Below are 2,131 nucleotides of genomic sequence, written 5' to 3' on the forward strand. Positions count from 1 at the left end.
CCCCCTGTCTGCCATGCTCCCCGCCCTTCCCTGCAGGAGCGGGGGCGCGGGCAGCCCCGCGTCCCGGAGGCGGTGGCGCGATGAGGTGGACGTGGGTGGGCCTGACGGCCCTGGCGTGGGCGGCGGTGGGGTGCAAATCCGTGGGCCCCTACCAGCGCGACCCCAACGACGAGGACGCGCTGACCTCCAACGTGCCGGTCATCCGGGCGCCCCCGAAGGACCGCTGCGCCGCGCTGGGCAAGTCCTCCGTGCGGGGCCCCTGCGATGACGCGCTCTACCTGGGCAGCGAGTACACGCGGCGCCTCGCGGTGGGCGACGAGGTCTGCCTGGAGGGGGGCTACGGCGAGGAGCCGGGCGCGGCGTGCAAGGCGCGCGCGGCGGTCATCGACACGGGGACCAACCGGGTGAAGCTGGAGGTGCGTCAGGCGCGTCCGGACTCGCGGTGGTTCAAGTCGGAGATGCGACACGCCTGGTACGAAGAGGGCGCGCTGGTGGACCTGTACCTGGCCGAGCGGGGTTACTAGACAAGCGACACCCGGCCGCGAGCGCGGCCCCAAGGAGAAGGACATGGCCTTCTACGACGGCGTGACGGAGCGACTGGGCTTCATCAAGAAGCTGACCCCCGCGGAGCTGAAGAAGCTGGGGACCCTGCGCCTGTCGGACCTCATCCAGCAGGAGGTGGGGCGGGCCAAGGTGCGCGTGGCGGCGCTGGAGAAGCGCTATCCGTCCGCGACGACCAAGGAGCTGGCGCAGCGGCTGGTGGACGAGAAGAAGAGCCTCGCGGGCATGGTGGGCGGCGTGAGCGGCGTGTTCGGGCTCATCTCCCTGCCGGCGGACCTGGTGTTCATGGCCTACCTGCAGATCATCCTGCTGACGGACGTGGCCACGCTCTACAAGGCGAACCTCAAGACGGACCGCGCGCGCGGGGAGCTGCTGGACCTGTTCGGCTACGCCAACGGGCTGGGGCCGCTGCACCGCTCCGGGCCGAAGGTGCTGGGGAAGCTGGCCGCGATGCTGCTGGCGAAGGGCGGCATGTCCACGCTGGGCCGCGCGATGCCGCTCGTCGCCGCGCCCATCACCGCGTACTTCAACAACCAGCACATCCAGATGGTGGGTGAGCAGGCCGTGCGCTTCTACGAAGGCTTCGACAAGGCCCACGCCAAGGCGAAGTCCGCGAAGCGCAGGGCGAGCGGGGACTGAGGCCACCCAAGGCCCCATCCGACTCGACCGATATGCCCGCCGCGTATCCTCGTTGAAGCCCATGCGGGCCTGACCCGCGGGACCCGTGGCGGCGCTGGCCGGAGCCGGAGGCTGGCGCACCCAGGGGACGGAGGGGTGGCATGACGGTGCTCTCGGTGGATGTGCGAGTGCAGGTGGCGCGGTTGCGGAACCTCCTGGTCGACGCGGCCCGCGCCGGCTCCCTGTCGAGCCCCCTGGCGTCCCTGTCGCATCCCCACTGGGAACCGCTGGAGCTGCAGGCCCTCTGGTGGCTGCACGCGGAGTGCCTGCTGCCGGTGGGCGAGCTGGCCCTGCGGCTGGGAGGACTCGCCATGCCCCGCTTGAGCCGGCTCGTGGACCGTCTGGAGCAGGGCGGCCTCGTGCGCCGCGAGCGCTCCGTGCGGCATGATCGCCGCCGCGTGCGCGTGCGCCTCACCGACGAGGGCCGCGCCGTGGCGGAGCAGACGGACGCCCAGGTGCAGGAGCGCATGGCGCGGCTGCTGGCCCCCATCCAGGGCGAGACGCGCAGCGCGCTGGTGGACATCCTGGAGCTGTGGGTCGGAGCGCTGGGCACCCAGGCGCGCGCCGCCGAGGAAGAGGACGAGAACGCCGCCGCCGCCGCCCCCGAGGATCTAGCCGCCTCCGCTGCGTAACGGAGCGACAGCTTCACCTCGATGACGCATGAGCGACGGCAGGCCTCCGCGCCCTCCCCTTCCCAGGGCGCGGAGCCCTCCGCCTGCGCCTCCAGCTTGCGGCTCGCGCTCGAACAGGTCCCCCGGGTCCGGCCGCGGACACACGACCGTTAAATGCAACTTGATTGCATGTACATGACGATGGCATCTATGCGGGCCGCAGCCCAACCCCAAGGAGCCCGTCATGAAGCAGTCACTCTCCACCCCCGCCCTCCTCACCC

At 71.6% G+C, this 2,131-nt stretch carries 3 protein-coding genes; all 3 read left to right on the forward strand.

Features of this window, described 5'->3' with window-relative positions:
- The first annotated feature begins 80 nt into the window (after positions 1-80).
- Positions 81-524 carry a hypothetical protein gene (locus D7V97_RS42580; protein ID WP_120616222.1) on the forward strand — a complete coding sequence of 148 codons (444 nt, stop codon included), beginning with the start codon at positions 81-83 and terminating at the stop codon, positions 522-524.
- A 43-nt stretch (positions 525-567) separates the two neighbouring features.
- Positions 568-1,200: an EcsC family protein gene (locus D7V97_RS42585; RefSeq protein WP_120616223.1), complete on the forward strand. Its 633-nt coding sequence runs from the start codon at positions 568-570 to the stop codon at positions 1,198-1,200.
- A 140-nt stretch (positions 1,201-1,340) separates the two neighbouring features.
- A complete protein-coding gene (locus D7V97_RS42590) occupies positions 1,341-1,871 on the forward strand; it encodes a MarR family transcriptional regulator (RefSeq protein ID WP_120616224.1) in 531 nt (176 codons plus the stop codon).
- Positions 1,872-2,131 lie beyond the last annotated feature (260 nt).

Origin of the sequence: Corallococcus sp. CA053C, assembly GCF_003611675.1 — a bacterium.
Taxonomy (GTDB): Bacteria; Myxococcota; Myxococcia; order Myxococcales; family Myxococcaceae; genus Corallococcus.